This window comes from Streptomyces sp. NPDC050619 (genome assembly GCF_040654815.1).
Taxonomy (GTDB): Bacteria; Actinomycetota; Actinomycetes; order Streptomycetales; family Streptomycetaceae; genus Streptomyces.
The window spans coordinates 128,816-149,958 of the sequence record NZ_JBFAIR010000025.1 but is presented as its reverse complement, the minus strand read 5'-3'; the positions used below and the strand labels follow the sequence as shown (position 1 = coordinate 149,958).

Here is a 21,143-nt window from a genome sequence, read left to right as displayed (position 1 = left end):
ATCCCTCTCGGTTTCGCATCGGTCAGGACTTCTCTCCGCCGATGGCCGTCCGGACGAGGGCGGCGACGTCCATGTCGTCGATCCCCCGGCCCGTGTCGTTCGCCGGTGCCTCCGTGTCCCCTTCCGCCGCGGCCAGCCCCAGCACCGTCGCCAGCAGGCCGGCCTGCCGGAACCGGGCCATCGGGATCGCGGCCAGGGCCTCCCGGAACTCCTGTTCCTCGGCTTCCGCCTCGGTCAGTTCCCGGGTCTCCGGGAAGAGCAGCTCACGCAGGTGTCGGGCGGTCCGCTCGGGGGTGTTGTGGTCGAAGACCAGCGTCGCCGGCAACCGCAACCCGGTGGCCGTACCGAGCCGGGTGCGCAGCTCGATCGCGGTCAGCGAGTCGAACCCCATCTGGAGGAAGCCCCGGGTGCCCTGGACTGCCTCCGGGGAGGCGAGTCCCAGCACCGTGGCGGCCTTCTGCCGGACCAGCTCCAGGAACGCCCGGTCCCGTTCCTCGGCGGGGAGCGCGGCCACCTGGTCGGCGAAGTGCCTGCTGGACTCCTGTACCGCTCCGCCGCTGCGCCGCGTCACCCGGACCAGCGCGCGCAGCACCGCGGGCACCAGCTCAGGTTCGCCTTCGGAGAGCAGGGGCGCCGGGTCCAGACGCATCGGCACCAGCACCGCGTCCGAGGCGCCGAGCGCCACGTCCAGCAGCTCCAGGCCCTCCTGGGTGGGCAACTGTCCGACCCCGGACCGGACCATCCGCCGCAGATCGGTGTCGGACAGTGCGCCGGTGAGACCACTGCGCTGCTCCCACATCCCCCATGCCAGCGACGTCCCCGGCAGGCCGTCGGCCCGTCGGCGGTGCGCCAGTGCGTCCAAGAACGTGTTGGCCGCGGCGTAGCCGCTCTGCCCGGCGGTGCCCAGCACACCGGCGGCCGAGGAGAACAGCACGAAAGCCGACAGGCCGGCGTCCCGGGTGAGCCGGTGCAGGTGCAGCGCGCCCTCGACCTTGGGCCGCAGCACCTCGTCGATCCGGTCCGGGGTCAGCGAGGTGAGCACGCTGTCGTCCAGCACGCCGGCGGCGTGGAACACCGCGGTCAGCGGCCGGTCGGCGGGGATCTGGGCGAGCAGCCCGGCCAGGTCCTCCCGGTCGGCGACGTCGCAGGCCGCCACCATCACCCGGGCGCCCTGCGCGGCGAGTTCCGCGGTCAGCTCGGCGGCGCCTGCCGCGGCGTCGCCGCTGCGGCTGGTGAGCAGCAGCTCCGTCACGCCGTGCGCCGTCACCAGATGGCGGGCGACCAGCGCGCCGAGGCCGCCGGTCCCACCGGTGATCAGCACCGTGCCGCCGGGCGCGAACCGGAACTCGGTGGCGGGACGGGCGGCATCCGCCGTGACCCGGGCGAGCCGTGGTGCGCGCACCACGCCCCGGCGGACGGTCAGCTGGGGCTCGCCGCAGGACAGCGCGGCCGGCAGCACCGCCGCCGACGTCACGCTGCCGCTCTCACGGTCCCCGGTGCTGTCCAGGGTGTCGACGTCCAGCAGGCCGAAGCGGCCAGGGTGCTCCGACTGCGCCGACCGGATCAGGCCCCACAGCGGGGCGTGCCGGAGGTCGTGCGGCATGTCGTCGTCGGCCGGCACGGCGCCCCGGGTGACGAAGACCAGCCGCGACGCGGCGAACCGCTCGTCGGACAGCCACTTCTGGGCCAGTGCGAGCGCACCGTGCACGGCGGTCCGGGCCGCGTCGGCGAGGTCCGCCGCAGCGTCCGGATCCGCTGTCTGCGGGTCTGCTGTTCCCGGGGCCTGCCGCGGGCCGTCGTCCGGGCAGGGCACGAGGACCACCGCGGGTGGTGCGGCCCCGGTGGCGACGGCGTCGGCCAGGGTGTCCAGGCCGTCGTACCCGTCGTACCGGATGCCGGACGCCTCCGCGGCGGCCCGCAGGCCGAGGCCGTCCCCGAGCACGGCCCAGCCGTCCGCCGCGGGTGTGTCGCCCGCCGGCAGGGCGATGCGCTCGTCGGTGATCCGAAACAGAGAACGGCGCTGCCCGCTGCGGGCGCTCTCGATCCGGCCCGGCGCCACCGGCCGCACCATCAGCGAGCCGACCGAGAGTACCGGGGCGCCGGACGGGTCGGTCGCCGTCAGGGACACCGTGTCCGGGCCCGCGGGCGACAGCCGCACCCGCAGCTCCGCCGCGCCCGTGCTGTACAGGCAGACGTCCTTCCAGGCGTACGGCAGCAGCGGTTCGCCGGCGTGGGCCACCAGGCCGCCCAGGACGACCGCGTGCAGTGCGGCGTCGAAGAGCGCCGGGTGCACCCCGTACTGCCGGGCCTGCCCGGCGTCCGGGAGAGCGACCTCGGCGTACAGGTCCCGGCCGTCCCGCCGCACCGAGCGCAGCCCCTGGAAGGCCGGGCCGTAGCCGAGTCCGCCTGCGGCGAGCACCGCGTACCCGTCGTCCAGCGGCACGTCTTCCGTCTCCGCCGCCGGGGAGGGGCCGGTGGGCGCGTCCGGCGGCGCCGCGTCCCGGGCGGCGAGCACGCCGACGGCGTGCCGCAGCCAGGGCTCGTCGGTGTCCTCCGGTCGCGAGTGCACCTCCACGGCGCGGCGTCCGGCGTCGTCAGGTTCCTCAACCATCACGCGCAGCTGGCTGCCGGTCTCCCGGTCGATGACCAGGGGCTCCAGCAGGGTGAGTTCCTCGACCGTGTCGCAGCCGGTCTCCGCGGCGGCGCGCAGCACCAGTTCGGCCAGTCCCGTGCCCGGGAAGAGCACCGTGTCCAGCACCGTGTGGTCGGCGAGCCACGGATGGGTGCGCGTCGACAGCCGTCCGGTGAGGACCGTGCCGGCCGGTCCGGGCAGCGGCACCACGGCGTTGAGCAGCGGGTGGGAGCTGCGTCCGAGGCCCGCCGCGGCGACGTCCGCCGGCCCGCCGGAGCGCCGGAGCCAGTACCGGTCGCCGCCGAACGGATAGGTCGGCAAGTCGGCTGGGCCCAGAGCGGCACCCCGGACGGCGTCCGACCAGTCCACGGGGACGCCCGCCACGTACAGTTCGGCGGCCGAGGCGAGGAAGCGGGGCAGACCGCCGTCGTCGCGGCGCAGCGAACCCACCGTGACCGCGTGACCGGCTTGCGCGGCCTCCACGGTCTCCTGGATCGCCACGGTCAGCACCGGGTGCGGGCTGGACTCGACGAAGACGTCGAAGCCCTCCGCGACGAGCAGCCGGGTCACCCGCTCCAGATGGACGGTCTGCCGCAGATTGCGGTACCAGTACGCGGCGTCCAGCGTGGTGGCGTCCAGCTCTGTGCCGGTGACCGTGGAGTAGAAGGGTATCTCCGCGGGCTTGGGAGCGACGGGGGCCAGCTCTCGCAGCAGTCGCTCGCGGACCTGTTCGACCTGCGGCGAGTGCGAGGCGTAGTCCACCGGGAGGGTCCGAGTGCGGACGCCCTCGGCCGCGCAGTGCGTCACCAGCTCCGTCAGCGCCGCCGTCTCGCCGGAGACCACCGTGGACGAGACGCCGTTGACCGAGGCGACGGAGAGCCGCCCCGGCCACCGCGCCACCAGCGCGGACGCGGCGTCCTCACCCAACGCCACGGAGACCATGCCGCCCTGCCCGGAGAGCGCGGTCAGCGCCTGGCTGCGCAGCGCCACCGTGCGGGCCGCGTCGTCGAGGGTGAGCGCCCCGGCCACGTACGCGGCGGCGATCTCCCCCTGGCTGTGTCCCATCACCGCGTGCGGCCGGACCCCGAAGGAGTGCCACAGGGCGGCCAGCGACACCATGACCGAGAACAGCGCGGGCTGTACGACGTCCACCCGCTCCAGTGACGGCGCGTCGTCCGCGCCCCGCAGCAGCCCGGTCAGCGACCAGTCCACGTAGGGTGCCAGGGCGGCCTCGCACTCCTCGACGCGGGCGGCGAACACCTCGGAGGCATCGAGCAGTTCCGCGGCCATCCCCACCCACTGCGAGCCCTGACCGGAGAAGACGAACACGGTCTTCCCGCGGCTGCGCGCCTCGCCCCGGACGACCTGGCCGCCGTCATGCTCTTCCGTACGGTCCGCGGCCAGCGCCGCCAGCCCGGCCAGCAGCTCCTGGCGCCCTTCGCCGATCACGACGGCGCGGTGGTCAAGGGCGGCGCGGGTGGTGGCCAGCGCCCGGCCGACGCCCGCGGGGTCGGCCCCGGACCCGTCGCCGAGCCGGTCCAGCAGTCGGCGGGCCTGGGCACGCAGTGCCTCCGCGGTCTTCCCGGAGAGCGTCCAGGGCAGGGCGCCCGCGGGGGCGGGCACTGCCGAGGCTGAGTCGTCCGGCAGCCCGACGGCCGCGGCCGGGGCCTGCTCGATGATCACGTGGGCATTGGTCCCGCTGATGCCGAAGGACGAGACCGCGGCCCGGCGCGGCCGACCGGTTTCCGGCCATGGCTCGGCGGCGGTCAGCAGCGCCAGCCCGCTCCCGGACCACTCGACCTCCGGGGTGGGCCGGTCGACATGGAGCGTCCGGGGCAGCAGCCCGTGCCGCATGGCCGTCACCATCTTGATGACCCCGGCGACCCCCGCGGCGGCCTGGGTGTGCCCGATGTTCGACTTCACTGAGCCCAGCCGCAGCGCCCGGTCCTCCGGCCGCTCCCGCCCGTACGTCGCGGCCAGCGCCTGCGCCTCGATGGGGTCGCCCAGCCGGGTGCCGGTGCCGTGTGCCTCCACGGCGTCCACCTCACCGGCCGACAGCCGCGCGTCGGCCAGCGCCTGCCGGATCACCCGCTGCTGCGAGGGCCCGTTGGGCGCGGTCAGGCCGTTGCTCGCGCCGTCCGAGTTGATCGCGGAGCCCCGTACGATCGCCAGGACGGGGTGATCGTGGCGCCGGGCGTCCGACAGTCGTTCCAGCAGCAGCAGGCCCACCCCCTCACCCCAGCCGGTGCCGTCCGCCGCCGACGCGAACGCCTTGCAACGGCCGTCCGGGGACAGCCCACGCTGCCGGCTGAACTCCAGGAAGATGTCGGGGACCGCCATGACGGCGGCCCCGCCCGCCAGGGCGAGGGAGCATTCCCCTCGCCGGAGCGCCTGTACCGCCGTGTGCAGCGCCACCAGCGAGGACGAGCAGGCGGTGTCGATGGTCAGCGCGGGGCCTTCGACCCCGAAGGCATAGGCGATCCGGCCGGACATGACGCTCGTCGTGCTGCCGGTCAGCAGGTAGCCGCCCAGATCCTCGGGGGCCTGCCGTGGATCGGAGGGGTAGCCCTGCGCGGCGGCCCCGACGAACACGCCCACCGGGCTGCCTTTCAGGGACGTCGGGTCGATCCCGGCCCGCTCCAGTGCTTCCCAGGAGCTCTCAAGCAGCAGCCGCTGCTGAGGGTCCATGGCCAACGCTTCCCGAGGGCTGATACCGAACAGCTCGGCGTCGAACCGGGCGGCGTCGTCGAGGAACCCGCCCACCCGTACGTACGTCGTTCCCGGCCGGGCGGAGTCCGGGTCGTACAAGGCGTCCGTGTCCCAGTCACGGTCGGTGGGGAACGGGGTGACCGAGTCGGCCTCGTCCACGACGAGCCGCCACAGGTCCTCCGGGGATGCGATGCCGCCGGGGTAGCGGCAGCTCATCGACACGATCGCGATCGGGTCGTCGGCGCTGGTGCCGGTCCCGTTCCCGGCGGCCGAGGCGGCGGTTGCGGCCATCCCGGCGTCGCGTGGGCCGGTCCCGAGTCCGGCCCGCAGTTCGTCGTGCAGGTGCCGGGCAAGGGTGGTGGGCGTCGGATGGTCGAAGACCAGGGTGGACGACAGCTGGGTGCCGAGGGCGCCGCCCAGCCGGTTGCGCAGTTCGACAGCGGTCAGCGAGTCGAAGCCCAGCTCCTTGAAGGCGAGCCCCGGGCTGATCAGCGCGAGGTTGGTGTGACCCAGCACCGTCGCGGCGTGGCTGCGCACCAGGTCGAGCAGGATCCGCTCCCGCTCGTCCTCGGACGCCGCGGCCAGCCGGTCCTGCAGCGCGGCGGCCGCGGCCGGCCGCGCCGCCGCGCCGTCAGCCCGCCGCTGCGGCTTCCTGGCGAGCCCGCGCAGCAGGTACGGAACCTCGTCGGCCGCCGTCCGGCGCAGCACCGTGGTGTCCACCCCGGCCGGGATCAGGGCGGCCTCGACCGTCGCGAGGGCGGTGTCGAAGAGGTCCAGGCCCTCTTCGTCCTGGAGCGGCACCAGACCGGTGCGGCCGAGCCGGACCAGGTCCACCTCGCCCAGACCACCGAGCATGCTGCCGGAGTCCTGCCATGGCCCCCAGGCCAGTGAGACGGCGGACAGTCCCGCGGCCCGGCGCCGACTCGCGAGAGAGTCCAGGACGGCGTTGGCCGCGGCGTAGTTGGCCTGCCCGGCGCCGCCGAGCACTGCGGCCGTCGAGGAGAACAGGACGAACGCGGCGAGGTCCGCGTCCTGGGTCAGCTCGTCCAGGAGCAGCGCTCCATCGGTCTTGGGGCGGAGCACGGTGTCGAACCGCTCGGGGGTGAGCGCCGCCAGGACGCCGTCGTCCAGCACCCCGGCCGTGTGCACGACGCCGGTCAGCGGCCGGTCCGCGGGGACCGCGTCCAGCAGCCGGCGGAGCGCGGTCCGGTCGGAGACGTCGCAGGCCGCCACGGTGACCTCGGCGCCCCGCGCGGTGAGGTCGCTCACCAGGGCGTCGGCGCCGGGGGCGGTGGCGCCCCGGCGGTTGGTCAGCAGCAGGTGCCGTATCCCGTGCCGCTCCACCAGACGGCGGGCGACCGCCGAGCCGAGGGCGCCGGTCCCGCCGGTGATCAGTACCGTTCCCGCCGGGTCGAGCTCCGGCGTCACGGTGAGTACCACCTTGCCGATGTGCCGCGCCTGGCTGACGAACCGGAAGGCGTCGGCCGCGTGCCGGACGTCCCAGGTGGTCAGCGGCGGTAGCCGGAGCACTCCGCGCGCGAACAGGGCGAGTACCTCCGTCAGCATCGCCCGGATCGTGTCGGGCCCGGCTTCGACGAGGTCGAATGCCTGGTAGGAGGCCCCGTCGTGGTCCGCCGCCACCGCCGCGGGGTCCCGGATGTCGGTCTTGCCCATCTCCAGGAACCGGCCCCGCGGAGCCAGCAGCCGCAGCGACGCGTCGACGAACGTGCCCGCGAGTGAGTCGAGGACGACGTCCACGCCCCGGCCCGCGCTGGTGCGCCGGAACTTCTCTTCGAACTCCAGCGTCCGCGACGACGCGATGTGCGCGTCGTCCAGACCCGCCGCCCGCAGTGCGTCCCACTTCGCGGGACTGGCGGTCGCGTACACCTCGGCACCCAGGTGCCGGGCCAACTGCACGGCGGCCGTACCGACGCCGCCGGTCCCGGCGTGCACCAGCACCGATGTGCCGGGCCGCAGCTCCGCGAGGGAGGTCAGCGCGTAGTACGCGGTGAGGAAGACCGCGGGCACGGACGCCGCCTGGGCGAAGGACCAGCCGTCCGGGACTTTGGCGAGCAGCCGCTCGTCCGTGACCGCGAGCGGGCCGATCCCGCCGGAGATCAGGCCGAGGACCCGGTCGCCGGGCGCCAGTGCGGTCACCCCGGGGCCGGTCTCCACGATCACTCCGGCACCCTCCACGCCCAGGGGAACGGCCTCGCCCGGGTACATACCGAGGGCATTGAGCGCGTCCCGGAAGTTCAGCCCGGCCGCCCGGACCGCCACCCGCACCTGGCCGTGGGCCAGGGGCGCGGAGGCCTCCGGGCAGGGCAGCAGGGCGAGGCCTTCGAGGGTGCCGTCGCCGCCGGCGGTCAGCCGCCAGGCCGGTGCGGCCGGTACGGGCAACGCGCGGTCCGGGCGCCACCGGGCCACTCGGGGGACGCGGAGGGCGCCGTCGCGCACCGCCAGCTGCGGCTCGCCGGTGGCGACGGCCTCGCCCAGCAGGCCGTAAGCGTCGTCCCGGTCGTCCAGGTCGAGCAGCCCGAACCGGCCGGGGTGCTCGGACTGGGCGGTGCGCAGCAATCCCCAGACGGCGCTGTGCGCCAGGTCGGGGACGTCCTCGGGGGCCACCGCGACGGCCCGCCGCGTGACGAGGACCAGCCGCGACGCGGCGAACCGGTCGTCGGCCAGCCAGCGCTGGACCAGGTCGAGCGTTCGGTGGGCGGTCGAACGCACCGTGTCGGCGTCGGTGCCGGGGGTGACTGCGCCGGGGGAGCACGGCACCAGCACGGTGCCCGGGATCGGGCGCTCCGGGGCCGTGCGTGCCAGAGCGTCCAGGTCCGGGTGGACACCGGCGGGCGCGGTGGCGGCCCACGGACCCGGCTCCGGCCCGCCGTCGCCGACGACCGCCCAGGCCAAGGCCGCGTCCGGGGCAGCGGATCCCGCTGGGTCCGCGGACGCGACGGCGCTCGCCAGCGGGGCGGCGAGGGTCTCCCAGGCCATCTGGAACATGCGGTCGCGGGCGGTGCCGACGGCCGCCTCGACCCGGTCGCGGGAGGCTGGGCGCAGCACCAGCGCGTCGGCCGACAGCACGGGGCTGCCCGTCTCGTCCGCCGCCAGCACCGAGACCGTGTCCGAGCCGGCCGGTGTCAGCCGCGCCCGCAGCCCCGGGGCGCCGACCGCGTGCCGGGCGACCCCGCGCCAGACGAACGGCAGCAGGGCCCGGTCCCAGCCGGGGGTGACGACACCCAGGGCGACCCCGTGCAGGGCCGAGTCCAGCAGCGCCGGGTGCGCCCCGAACTCCCCGGCTCCGGCGCCGTCCGGCAGCCCGGCCTCCACGAACAGCTCCCCGTCCCGCCGCCAGGCCGCCCGCAGCCCCTGGAACATCGGCCCGTAGGCCAAGCCGGTCTCCGCCATCAGGGGGTAGAGCCCGGTGACGTCCACCGGCTCCGCGCCCTGCGGGGGCCACACGGACAGGTCCCCGGCCGCGGGGACGGCGGCGCGCGCGAGCACTCCGGTGGCGTGCGTGGTCCACGGCTCGTCATCCGCCGCGCCGTCCGGCCGGGACCGCATGTCCAGCGACCGCCGCCCGGACCCGTCCGGGGCCCCCACTCGCACCTGGAGGGCGGCCGCCGCTCCGTCGGGGAGGACCAGCGGGGTGTGGAACGTCAGTTCCGCGACCTGCTCGTGGCCGGTCCGCTCGCCCGCGTGCAGGGCCAGCTCGAGGAAGGCAGTGCCGGGCAGCAGAGCCTGGCCGAACACCCGGTGGTCGCCGATCCAGCTGTGCACACCGGTCGAGAGCCGCCCGGTGAAGACCAGTTCGTCGTCGGCGAGCGACACCACCGCGCCCAGCAGCGGGTGCCCGGCCGCGACCAGCCCCGCGGAGTGCACGGCGGCCGACGCCGGGACGTCCAGCCAGTGCCGGCGCGACTGGAAGGCATAGGTGGGCAGCGCGGCCGGGCAGGCGCCCGACGCGGCCCAGAACGACGTCCAGTCCACCGGCACGCCCCGGGTGCGCAGCCGGGCGAGCGCGGTGGTGACGGCGAGCTCCTCGTCCCGGTCCGCGCGCAGGGCCGGGACCAGCTCGGCGTCGGCCGCGGTGACGGTGTCTTTGCCCATCGCCGTCAGCACCCCGTCGGGGCCCAGCTCCAGGAAGGTGCGGACGCCGTCGTCCGCCATGGTGCGGACGGCGTCCGCGAACCGTACGGTGCCGCGGGCATGCCGCACCCAGTACTCCGGGTCGCTGATCTCCTCGGCCGTGACCTCCTCGCCGGTGAGAGCTGACACCACCGGGATGGCGGGGGCGTGGAAGGACAGGGTGGCCACCACGCGCCGGAACTCCGGCAGCATGGCGTCGACGAGCGGCGAGTGGAAGGCGTGACTGACCGTCAGCTCCTTGGTCTTGCGACCGGCCGCGGCGAAGTGCGCGGCGACCTCGCGGACCGCCTCCGCCTCTCCGGAGACCACCACTGAGGACGGGCCGTTCACCGCTGCCAGGTCCAGCCGGCCGACGCGCTCCGCCAGCAGCGGCGACACCTCCTCTTCGGTGGCCTGCACGGCGGCCATGGCGCCGCCCTCCGGCAGTGCTTGCATCAGCCGACCGCGTGCCGCCACCAGCGCCGCCGCGTCCGGCAGCGACAGCACACCGGCCACGTGCGCGGCGGCCACCTCGCCGATGGAGTGGCCGGTCACCCGGTCCGGGCGAAGTCCCCAGTGTGCGAACAGCCGGAAGAGCGCGACCTCCAGCGCGAAGAGCGCGGGCTGGGTGTACCCGGTCCGGTCCAGCAGCCCGTCGGCGTCCGCCGCCGTCCCGAACACCACGTCCCGCAGCGGCCGGTCCAGATGCGGGTCCAGCGCCGCGCACACCGCGTCGAACGCCTCCGCGAACACTGGGGAGGAGGCGTGCAGGGCGCGGCCCATGCCCACGCGCTGACTGCCTTGGCCGGTGAAAAGGAACCCGAGCTTCCCGGGGGGCGCCGTGCCGAGCACGACCCGCGGATCGGGGCGGCCCTCGGCGAGTGCTGCCAGTGCCTGCGTCAGCTCCTCGGACAGTTCACCGGGCCGGTCCGGGCCGCCGGCCACGATGACGGCGGCCGTATGCGCGAACGCCGTCCGGCCGGTGGTGAGCGCGTGCCCGATCTCCGCGGCGCCGAGCGGGCCGCGCTCGGCCAGCCAGTCCAGCAGGGCGCGCGCCTGGTCCCGCAGCGCCTTGCCGTCGCGCCCGGACAGCACCCACGGCACCGCCCGCAGCGGCGCGACGGGAGCGGTGGAGCCGGCGTCGGCGGGCGGCGCTTGCTCCAGGATGACGTGGGCGTTGGTGCCGCTGATGCCGAAGGACGATATCCCGGCGCGCCGGGGCCGGCCGGTGTCCGGCCAGTCGGTCGCTCGTGTCAGCAGCTCCAGACTCCCCGACTCCCAGTCGACGTGCGGCGTCGGCGCGTCGACGTGCAGGCTGGCCGGCAGCACCCCGTGCTCCATCGCCAGCACCGTCTTGATGACGCCGACGACGCCGGCCGCCGCCTGGGTGTGCCCGATGTTGGACTTCACCGAGCCCACCAGCAGCGGTTCGGCGCGCTCCTGCCCGTAGGCGGCCAGCAGGGCCTGGGCTTCGATCGGGTCGCCGAGGGTGGTCGCGGTGCCGTGCGCCTCCACCGCGTCGACGTCATGGGGGGCGAGCCGGGCGTCGGCCAGCGCCTGCCGGATCACCCTCTCCTGGGACGGGCCGTTCGGCGCGGCGAGGCCGTTGCTCGCCCCGTCCTGGTTGGTCGCGCTGCCACGGACCACGGCCAGCACCCGGTGGCCGAGCCGCTGTGCGTCGGACAGCCGCTCCAGCAGTACCACCCCGACGCCCTCGGAGAGGCCGGTGCCATCCGCTGCGGCGGCGAAGGAACGGCACCGGCCGTCCACGGACAGCCCGCGCTGCCGGCTGAAGCCCTGTAGTTGGGCGGGTGTGGTCATGAGGGTGATACCGCCGGCCAGCGCCAGCGAGCACTCGTCCCGGCGCAGCGCCTGGCAGGCCCCGTGCAGCGCCACCAGCGACGCCGAGCAGGCGGTGTCGTAGGTGACCGCGGGGCCCTCCAGGCCGAGCGTGTACGAGATCCGGCCGGAGAGCACGCTCGCCGCACCCGCGGTGAGGAAGTACCCTTCGTACTCGCCGAGTTCGGTCGGTCGGACCCGGGTCGCGTAGTCCTGGAACGCGGTTCCCATGTACACGCCGGTACGGCTGCCGTGCAGGGTCGTCGGGTCGATGCCGGCCCGCTCGATCGTCTCCCACGCGGTGTGCAGCAGCATCCGCTGCTGCGGGTCCATGGCCACCGCCTCGCGCGGGCTGATCCCGAAGAACTCGGCGTCGAACCCGGCCACATCGGTGAGGAACCCGCCGTTGCGGGTGTACACGGTGCCGGGGTTGTCCGGGTCCGGGTCGAAGAGCGCGTCGAGGTCCCAGCCCCGGTCGGTCGGGAACCCGGCCACCGCGTCGCCGCCTGCCGCCAGGAGCTGCCAGAACTGCTCCGGGCCGTGGATGTCGCCCGGGAGGTGGCAGCCCATGGCGACGATCGCGATCGGCTCGTGCCGGACAGCGGCCAGCTCCTCGTTCTCTCGCCGTAGCCGCTCTGTCTCCTTCATGGAGGTGCGCAGGGCGTCGACGATCCTGTCCGGCGAAGTGGCCATGATCCCTCACAGATCGGTTTCCAGGGGAAAGGGGGGACGTTCCGAGTGCGGCTGCTCCGCCGTGGCTATTCCTCGCCGAGCATGAGTCGCACCAGGTCGTCGACGGGCATGTCGTTGATCTGCTGTTCCGCGTCGTGCGTTTTCCGGGCCTGCTCCCGCTCCCGTGCGCCGGCCGGGTCCGCGGCCTTCGCCCGCTCGCCGGCGTCCTGGGGGAAGGCCAGGTCCAGCAGGAAGTCCGTCAGCTTTGTCAGCGACGGATGGTCGAAGACCACGGTCACCGGCAGGCTCAGCCCGGTGCGGTCCCGGAGGCGGTTGCGCAGCTCGACCGCGATCACCGAGTCGACGCCGAGTTCCTTGAACGGAGCACGGTCGCCGATCTGGCTGTCGTCGGCGTGGCCCAGGACGGCCGCCACCTGGGCGCGGACGAGCGCGGAGACCGTCTCCCGGCGCCTGGCCGGCTCCGCCCCGGCCAGTTCCCGCACCGTGGTCGCGGCGGTGGCCGCGTCCTCGGTGCGCGGGCGGGCGCTGCTCAGCAGCCTGCGCACCTCGGGCACCTCGGCGAAGAGCCGGCTCGGTGTCGTCGCTGAGAAGCCCGGGAAGAATTTCTCCCAGTCGACGTCGGCGACGACCGGTGTGGGGCCGTCGGCGAGGCAGTGCCGCAGATTCTCGACCGCCTCTTCGGGCTCCAGGAGCCGGATGCCCTGCCGGGCCACCGCCACGCCCAGGTTGTCGCGCGCCGTCATGCCGCCGCCTTCCCACGGGCCCCAGACCACGGAGCTCGCCGTCAGGCCCTGCGCCCTGCGGTACGCGGCCAGGCCGTCCAGGAAGGCGTTGGCCGCCGCGTACCCGGCGTGGCCGGCACTGCCCCACAGCGCCGACACCGAGGAGAACAGCACGAACGCCGCCAGCTCCCGGTCGCGGGTGAGGTCGTGCAGGTGCTGGGCGGCGTCGGCCTTCGCCCGCAGCAGCCCGGCGAGGTCGTCCGGGGCGAGCGTGTCGAGCGGGACGCTCTCGATCGCCCCGGCCGCGTGCACCACCGCGCCGACCGGTGTGCCGTCCGCGTCCAGCGTCCGCAGCAGCCCGGCGAGTGCCTCCCGGTCGGCGACGTCGCAGGCGGCGACGGTGACCCGGACACCGAGCCCGGCCAGCTCGGCTTCCAGCTCGGCGGCGCCCGCCGCCCGCGGCCCGCCGCGGCTGACCAGCACCAGGTGCGCGGCCCCGTTCCTGGCCAGCCAGCGTGCCGCGTGCGCGCCGAGCGCTCCGGTACCGCCGGTGACGAGCACAGTGCCGCTCGGGGTCCACGGCCGTCCGCCGGAGGCCTCCGGCCGCGGGGCGCGCACCAGCCGGCAGGCGAACGTGCCCGAGGCGCGCAGCGCCAGCTGGTTCTCGCCGGCCGGGGCGGTCAGCGCGGCCGGCAGCCGGCCCAGGATCCGTGCGTCCGGCTCCGGGGGCAGATCGACAAGACCGCCCCAGCGCTCGGGAAGCTCCACCGCGGCGACCCTGCCGAGCCCCCAGAGCTGCGACTGCGCGGGCGTGGTCACCGGGTCCCCGGCGTCGGCCGTCACCGCGCCCCGGGTCACGCACCACATCCGAGCGGCGAGCCCGGACTCGCCGAGCGCCTGAAGCAACGTCAGGAAGAGGGTGCCGTACCCGGACGCGGAGGGGAGCACCGGTTCCGTCTCCGGCGCGGGCAGGACCAGCACACCGGCCGGCTCCGGCCCCTCGGCGGCCACCGACCGCAGGAGCCTGGCCAGTTCGCGCCGTCCGGTCCCCGGCGCCACCGTCAGCGGCACCACCTGCGCCCCGTTCCTGCCCAGCACGTCCACGACCGACACCGGCAGCTGCCCGGGCCCGGCTTCCTCCGCGGCGACCACGATCCACCGGCCGTTCAGCACCGCGGCCGGCGTCTCGGACACGGGCTGCCAGGCGATCCGGTACCGCCGGTCGGCGGCAGCGTCTGAGGCGCGCTGCCGTCGGCGCCAGGCACCGAGCGTAGGCAGCAGAGCGCGCAGAGCGTCCGATTCGCCGCCGCCGACCTCGGCGACCAGCCCCGCGGCGTCGCCCCGCTCCACCGCCTCCCAAAACCGCTGCTCCGGACCGTCGCTCCTACCGTGCTCCGGCTCGGCAACGGGCGCCTCCGGCCAGAACCGGCGTCGCTGGAAGGCATAGGTCGGCAGGTCGACGCGGGCCGCGCCGGACCCGGCGAACACCGTCCGCCAATCCACCGACGCCCCAAGGACGTACGCCTGCGCGAGCGAGGTCGTGAACCGCTCGGGGCCGCCGTCCCCGCGGCGCAGCGAGCCCACGAACGCGCCCGAACCGCCGAAGGTCTCGATGGCGTCCAGCGCCCCCATGTTCAGCACCGGGTGCGGGCTCATCTCGATCAGGAGGGCGTGTCCCTTGGCCAGCACTGTCCCCATCGTTCGCTCGAAGTGGACCGGTTCCCGCAGGTTGCGGTACCAGTACTCGGCGTCCAACGCACGGGTGTCCAAGAGTTCCGAGGTCACCGTCGAGTAGAACGGGATGTCGCCGGCGCGGGGCTCGACCTCGCGCAGCGCTTCGAGCAGCTGTTCGCGGATCGCCTCGACCTGCGCGGAGTGCGCCGCGTAGCTCACCGGGATCTGCTTGGTCCGGACGCCCTCGGCAGCGCACTGCTCCAGCAGCTCCTCCAGCGCCTGCTGCTCACCGGAGACCACCACCGACGACGGTCCGTTGATCACCGCGAGGTCCAGCCGCCCGTCCCAGCACGGCAACTGGCGCACCCGCTCGGCCGGCAGTGACACGGACACCATGCCGCCCAAGCCGGAGATCGCGGTCAGCGCCCGGCTGCGCAGCGCGACGATCCGCGCGGCGTCAGCCAGCGACAGCCCGCCCGCCACACAGGCCGCGGCGATCTCGCCCTGGCTGTGCCCGAGCACCGCGGTGGGGCGCACGCCGTGCGACTCCCAGAGCCGGGCGAGCGACACCATCACCGCGAACAGCACCGGCTGCACGACGTCGACCCGCTCCAGCGTCGGCGCGCCCGCCACGCCCTGGAGCACGTCCAGGAGCGACCAGTCCACGACCGGTTCGAGCGCCGTCGCACACTCCTGGATCCGCTCCCGGAACACCTCGGAGGTGTCCAGCAGCTCCTTCGCCATCCCGGCCCACTGGGCCCCCTGGCCGGGGAAGACGAACACGGTCTCGGCGCCGCCCACCGCGGTGCCTCGCACCACCCGGTCCGAGGGGGTGTCCCGCACCAGCGCGTCCAGCGCGGCGCGCAGCTCCGGCTCGTCGGCGCCGATCAGCACGGCGCGGTGCTCCAACGCGGCCCGCGTGGTAGCCAGCGAGAACCCGACGTCGGCGGCGGTGGCGTCGGCCCGTTCGGGGCTGTTGAGGTGGGCCCGCATGCCGGCCGCCTGCGCGCGCAGGGCCTCGGAGGTCTTCGCCGACAGCGTCCACGGCAGCACCGCCGAGGCAGCACCGGTCCGCCGGCCCGGGCCGGCGGACTCCGGCTCCCCGCTGCCGACGGGAGCCCGGTCGTCCGGGGCCTCTTCGAGGATGGCGTGCACATTGGTGCCGCTGATCCCGAACGAGGAGACGCCCGCCCGGCGCACCCGGCCCTCCGCCGGCCAGGGCACCGGCTCCCGCAGCAGCGCCACCGCGCCCGCGCTCCAGTCCACGTGCGGGGTCGGCTCGCCGATGTGCAGGCTCCGCGGCAGTACACCGTGGTGCATCGCCATCACCGTCTTGATCACCGCGGCGACCCCGGCGGCCGCCTGGGTGTGTCCGATGTTCGACTTCACCGAGCCGAGCCGGAGCGGCCCGCGGTCCGCGCGGTCCTGCCCGTACGTCGCCACCAGCGCCTGCGCCTCGATCGGATCGCCGAGCCTCGTGCCGGTGCCGTGCGCCTCCACCGCGTCGACATCCCGCGGGGCGAGCCCGGCGTCGGCCAGCGCCTGCCGGATCACCCGCTCCTGCGACGGGCCGTTCGGCGCCGTCAGGCCGTTGGTCGCGCCGTCCTGGTTGACGGCCGAGCCTCTCACCAGCGCCAGCACCCGGTGGCCGTGCCGCCGGGCGTCCGACAGCCGCTCCAGCACCAGCATGCCCACGCCTTCGCTCCAGCCGGTGCCGTCGGCCGCCGCCGCGAAGGGCTTGCAGCGGCCGTCGGGCGCCAGCCCCCGCTGCTGGGCGAACTCCACGAACATCCCGGGCGTCGCCATCACTGTCACGCCGCCGGCCAGCGCCAGCGCGCACTCACCGCTCTGGAGCGACCGGCGCGCCAGATGCAGCGCCGTGAGCGAGGCCGAACAGGCGGTGTCCACGGTGACCGCCGGGCCTTCCAGACCGAGTGCGTACGCGACCCGGCCCGAGATGACGCTCGCTGTGTTTCCGGTCAGCGCGAACCCCTGGCCGCCCTCGGCCGGTTCGCCCAGCCGGGGCCCGTAGTCCTGAGCCATTGCCCCCGCGAACACCCCGACCTGGGAGCCCCGCAGAGACAGCGGGTCGATCCCGGCCCGCTCCAGTGCTTCCCAGGAGGTCTCCAGCATCAGGCGCTGCTGCGGGTCCATGGCGAGCGCCTCGCGCGGGCTGATCCCGAAGAACGCGTTGTCGAAGGCGGTCGCGTCGTAGAGGAATCCGCCCTCCCGGGCATATCGGACCTCCGGGTTCTCCGGATCACGCAACTCGTCGGTGCTCCAGCCCCGGTCGGCCGGGAAGACCGAGACGGCGTCCCTGCCCTCCGCGACCAGCTGCCACAGGTCCTCGGGTGAGCGCACATCGCCCGGGTACCGGCAGCCCATGCCGACGATGGCGACCGGCTCGTCGAAACCCGCGGTCACCGCCACCGGGCTTGCGGCGGCCGGACGTTCGCCCGACAGCTCGGCCCTCAGGAACTCCACCAGCTCACCGGGCGTGGGGTGGTTGTAGATCAGAGTGGGGGCCAGGTGCGCCAGCCCGGTCGCCTCGGCGACCTTGTCGCGGAACTCCACCGCGGTAAGCGAGTCGAAGCCCAGTTCCTTGAAGGTCCGGCCGCTGTCGACCGTCTGGGACGAGAGATGCCCGAGGACCGCCGCCACACAGGCCCGGACCAGCTCCGGTACGGCGGCGAGCGGGGTGGCGGCGGTGGCCGTGGCGGCAGGCTCCTGGGGCGGCGCGGTGTCGATGCTGCCGTCGGGCGTGGCGTCGACGGCCGGTGCCCCGTCCGGCCGGGCCGTCGTGGTGAGCCAGAAGGAGCGCCGCTGGAAGGCGTAGCTGGGCAGGTCGGTCCGGGCGCCGCCGGCCCAGCCGATGAGTGGCTCCCAGTCCACTCGCGTGCCGCGCACGAACGCCTCGGCCAGCGCGGCGGGGACCGTACGGTCCTCCGGCTGCCCCGCGCGCAGCAGCGGCACGACCGCGGCCCCGGTCGGCGCACCCCCGTCGGCGAGGCTTTCGCGGGTCATGGCTGTCAGCCCGCCGGGACCGAGTTCCAGGTAGCTGGTGACGCCGGCCGAGCGCAGCGCGCGGACGCCGTCGTAGAAGCGCACGGAGCTGCGGATGTGCCGGGTCCAGTACTCCGGCGACGTCAGCTCGTCCGCGGTGGCCGGGCGTCCGGTGACATTGGAGACGACCGGGATCCGGGGGGCGTGGTACTCCAGTTCCGCGGCGAGCGTGCGGAACTCGTCCAGCACCCCGTCCATGTGCGGGGAGTGGAACGCGTGGCTCACCCTGAGCCGCTTGGTCCTGCGCCCACGGGCCGCGAACCGTGCGGCGACGTCCTCGACGCCGTCAAGGTCACCGGAGACGACGGTAGCCCGTGGTCCGTTGACCGCCGCCACCGAGACCCGCCGCACCAGGCCCCGGTCCGACAGCTCCGCGGCGACCTCTGCCTCGTCGGCCTCCAGCGCGGCCATGGCGCCGCCCTCGGCGGCCTGCTCCATCAGCCGTCCACGGGCGGCGACCAGCGCGCAGGCGTCGTTCAGCGGGAGCACCCCCGCGACGTGGGCCGCGGCCAGTTCGCCGACGGAGTGGCCGAGCAGGTGATCAGGGTGCACCCCGCACCGCTGGAGCAGCCGGGCCAGCGCGACCTCCAGCGCGAACAGTGCGGCCTGGGCGGCGTCTGTCCGGTCCAGCGCCGCCGCCTCCGGGCTGCCGGGCTCCGCGAAGAGCAGGTCCTTGACGGCCCAGGGTGTGAAGGTGTCCAGGCAGGCGCAGATCTCGTCGAGGGCCTCGGCGAACGCGGGCACCGCCGCGTGCAGCTGACGTCCCATTCCGGGGCGTTGGCTGCCCTGACCGGTGAAGAGGAACGCCGTCCCGCCCGCGCCGCGTGCTGAGCCCCGCACCAGGTTCGCGGCGGGCACCCCGCGGGCCAGCGCGTCCAGGCCGCTCAGGAAGTCACCGCGGTCGCCGCCCAGGACCACCGCGCGTTCCTCGAACGCGGTGCGGTGCATGGCGAGCGAGCGACCCACGGCTGCCGTGTCCAGCCCGGGGTTCGCGGTGACCTGTGCGGCGAGCCGCTCCGCCTGGGAACGGAGCGCGTCCTGGGACCGCCCTGACACCACCCAGGGCAGCGGCGAGTGGGTCTTGGCGGACCGCTCGCGCAGCGTTTCGCCGTCGTCGCCGCTCACCTCGTGCGCCCCGCCGTCACCGGTGAGTGCGAGATGGCGGTCGGAGAGCACCACGTGGCAGTTGGTGCCGCCCATGCCGAAGGAGCTGACACCCGCGATGAACGGGCCGTCCGGGTCCGGCCGGCCGGTCAGTGAGACCGGGACGCGCAGATTCCAGGCGTCGAAGGCTATCTCCGGGCGGGGCGTCACGAAGTTGAGGCTCGGGGGGACCTTCTGATGCCTGATGGCCAGGGCCGTCTTGATGAGACCGGCGATTCCGGCGGCCGCCTCGAGGTGGCCGATGTTCGTCTTCACCGACCCCACCAGCAGCCGGGTGCCGGGCCGCCGGGCCGCTCCGAGCACCGCGCCGAGCGCGGCGGCCTCGATCGGGTCGCCCTTCTTCGTGCCGGTGCCGTGGAGTTCGACGTACTGCACGTCGGCGGGGTCGACGCCGGCGCTCCGGTAGGCGGTGCGCAGCACCTCCTCCTGGGCCCGCGCCGTGGGCACGGTGAGTCCTTCGCCGGCGCCGTCGTTGTTGGCCGCGGTGGCTTCCACGACACAGTAGACGCGGTCGCCGTCGGCGACCGCGCGGGAGAGCGGCTTGAGTACGACGAACCCGGCTCCCTCGCCCCGCACATAGCCGTTGGCGCGGGCGTCGAAGGTGTGGCACCGGCCGTCCGGAGAGAGCCCGCCGAACTTCTCGGAGTGCTGGGTGCTCTCCGGTGCCAGCACAAGGTTCACCCCGCCCGCCAGCGCAAGCCCCACCTCGCCCCGGCGCAGGCTCTCGGCGGCCATGTGCACGGCGAGCAGGGACGACGCCTGCCCGGCGTCGAGCACCATGCTGGGCCCGCGCAGATCCAGGGCGTGGGAGACCCGGTTGGCGATGATGCTGCGGTGCAGGCCGGTCATGCTGTGCCGGGTGTCCGCCCCGAGACGGTGCTGAAGGGTGGAGTAGTCGTCCCACATGGCGCCCACGAAGACGCCGGTGCTTCGGGCCCGCGGATCGGCCGGCACGATACCGGCGTCCTCGAACGCCTCCCAGCACAGCTCCAGGGCGAGCCGCTGCTGCGGGTCCATGGCGGCGGCCTCGCGGGGCGAGATGTCGAAGAAGTCCGGGTCGAACTCGTCGACGTGGTCGAGAAAGCCGCCGGTGCCGAGACCACCGGTGCCGAAGGAGCCGCGGCGTCCCGGCGGAACTCCGGTGACGGCGCTGCGGCCGTCGCGGATCAGGGCCCAGTAGGCAGCGGGATCCGGGGCACCGGGGAAACGACAGGCCAGGCCCACGACGGCGATCGGATCGGCGGGTGCGGAAGTGTCTTCGGGCACGAACGCCTGGCCGGAACGCATAGAACTCCCAACAACCGACGGCGGGCCAATGTCAAGTGAAGGTCTCGGACCTGAATTCCGGCCGCCCCCGACAGGGACCGGGTAATGCGACGTGAGCTGCTCACGACTGCATTTTTGGAGAACCCGGCGAGATCACTGAAGTCAGTAGACCTGGCGCGCTCATGTGCTGTCCAATAACTTGGCACATGGGGCCGATAAATAAGGCTATGAGCTTGTGGAAAGCAGCCGGAACAATGGAAGCGGAGGGCTGTACTGGGTGGCGGAAGACGCGTTGACAAACGAGCTTGACGGTTTGTAGTTTCCTGTCCGGCCGGGGGTGGAGTGGACGCGCCGGCAGTCGAACTGGAGAGGTGTCTCGAATTGACCGAGCAGTACGCACCCACCGCGGCGGACGTGGGAACGATGTACGACCAGTCGACCGATCTCCTCTCCGAAGTGATGGGAGGAAACATCCATCTGGGCTACTGGCGGGACGACGAGGACGACGCCACCGTCGAGCAGGCCACCGACGCGCTGACCGACATGGTCGGCACCCGGCTCGCGCTCTCGCCGGGCGACCAGGTCCTGGACATCGGCTGTGGCAGCGGCAAGCCCGCCACTCGGATCGCGCACACCTGGGGCGTGCACGTCACGGGCGTCACCATCAGCGCCCAGCAGGCGGAGATCGCCGCCGCCCGGCCGGAGGTCGGGACCGGCCAGGTGTCCTTCCGGCAGGCCGACGGCATGGCCCTGCCCTTCCCTGACGCGCACTTCGACAATGCGTACGCGATCGAAAGTTTCCTGCACATGTCCGACCGGGCCACTGCTATCACCGAAGTGGCGCGCGTGTTACGTCCAGGTGGCATTCTGGTGACGGCCAACCCATATCAGCAGGGTGAACTTGACGCTCGTGAGGCCGAGATAGTCGCGGACAACCGGAAGCTGTTCCAGATTCCGCCGATCGGGAATGTCGACGAATACGTCGCCCATATGCGCAAGGCTGGTCTCGAGGTTTTGGAGACACTGGACATCGGCGAGAACGTACGCCGCAGTCACACCATCGCGGCGGACCTCATCCGTGGGGTGGACAAACCGAGCGACGGCGCACTGAGCGAGGAACTCAACCGGGCGGCCGACATCATCGAACATTTCGGTGAACTCCCGCAGATCGGCTACGGACTGATCGTCGCCCGGCGGCCCTGCCACCCCGCCGGTCCCGCTGCCTGAAGTCCCCGCTGCCAGAAGTCCCC

3 protein-coding genes are annotated in these 21,143 nt (G+C 74.2%); 1 reads left to right on the top strand and 2 read right to left on the bottom strand.

Annotation, left to right across the window (positions count from 1 at the left end; all coding sequences use genetic code 11):
- Nucleotides 1–22 precede the first annotated feature (22 nt).
- Nucleotides 23–12,004 (bottom strand): SDR family NAD(P)-dependent oxidoreductase, encoded by an 11,982-nt coding sequence (locus AB0I77_RS34475; RefSeq protein ID WP_363286703.1) that lies wholly within the window; start codon nt 12,002–12,004, stop codon nt 23–25.
- 65 nt (nt 12,005–12,069) lie between these two features.
- Nucleotides 12,070–19,893 (bottom strand): type I polyketide synthase, encoded by a 7,824-nt coding sequence (locus AB0I77_RS34470; protein ID WP_363286702.1) that lies wholly within the window; start codon nt 19,891–19,893, stop codon nt 12,070–12,072.
- 381 nt (nt 19,894–20,274) lie between these two features.
- Between AB0I77_RS34470 and AB0I77_RS34465 the strand changes: the two genes are divergently transcribed.
- Nucleotides 20,275–21,120, top strand: coding sequence for a methyltransferase domain-containing protein (locus AB0I77_RS34465; RefSeq protein ID WP_363286701.1), 846 nt, complete (start codon nt 20,275–20,277; stop codon nt 21,118–21,120).
- Nucleotides 21,121–21,143: the final 23 nt, after the last annotated feature.